This window comes from Kitasatospora aureofaciens, from assembly GCF_001188955.3.
In the GTDB taxonomy this organism is placed as follows: domain Bacteria; phylum Actinomycetota; class Actinomycetes; order Streptomycetales; family Streptomycetaceae; genus Kitasatospora; species Kitasatospora aureofaciens.
The window spans coordinates 1-677 of sequence record NZ_JPRF03000003.1 but is presented as its reverse complement, the minus strand read 5'-3'; the positions used below and the strand labels follow the sequence as shown (position 1 = coordinate 677).

The 677-nt window shown below is 71.8% G+C and carries 1 pseudogene; it reads right to left on the bottom strand.

The window, feature by feature from the left end:
• A pseudogene (locus tag HS99_RS04925) lies at positions 1-677 on the bottom strand (beta-ketoacyl synthase N-terminal-like domain-containing protein); the annotation flags it as partial.

The window sequence follows — 677 nt, the reverse complement described above, 5'->3', positions numbered from 1 at the left end:
TCGGGTCACCCAGCGTGGTGCCGGTCCCGTGCGCCTCCACTGCGTCGACCTCGGCGGGTGCGAGACCCGCGCTCGCCAGCGCCTGCCGGATCACCCGCTGCTGCGACGGACCGTTCGGCGCCGTCAGGCCGTTGGACGCACCGTCCTGGTTCACCGCACTGCCCCGCAGCACCGCCAGCACCCGGTGACCGTTGCGCCGGGCATCCGAAAGACGCTCCAGCACCACCACACCGACACCCTCGCCCCAGCCGACCCCGCCGCCGCCTCCGCGAACGAACGGCACCTCCCGTCCGCCGACAACCCACCCTGCCGCGAGAACTCCACGAAGGTGTTGGGGGTGGACATCACCGTCACACCGCCGGCCAGCGCCAACGAGCACTCACCGCTGCGCAGGGCCTGGGCGGCCAGGTGCATGGCCACCAGCGAGGAGGAGCAGGCGGTATCGACCGTCACCGCCGGCCCTTCCAGACCGAGCGTGTAGGAGACCCGGCCCGAGGCCACGCTCCCCGCGCTGCCACTGCCCTGGTAACCCTCGAACTCACCACCGCCCAGCAGGCCGGCATAGTCGGCGTACATCACGCCCGCGAACACACCGGTACGACTGCCCCGCAACGACACCGGGTCGATACCCGCCCGCTCGAACGCCTCCCAGGACGTCTCCAGCAGCAACCGCTGCT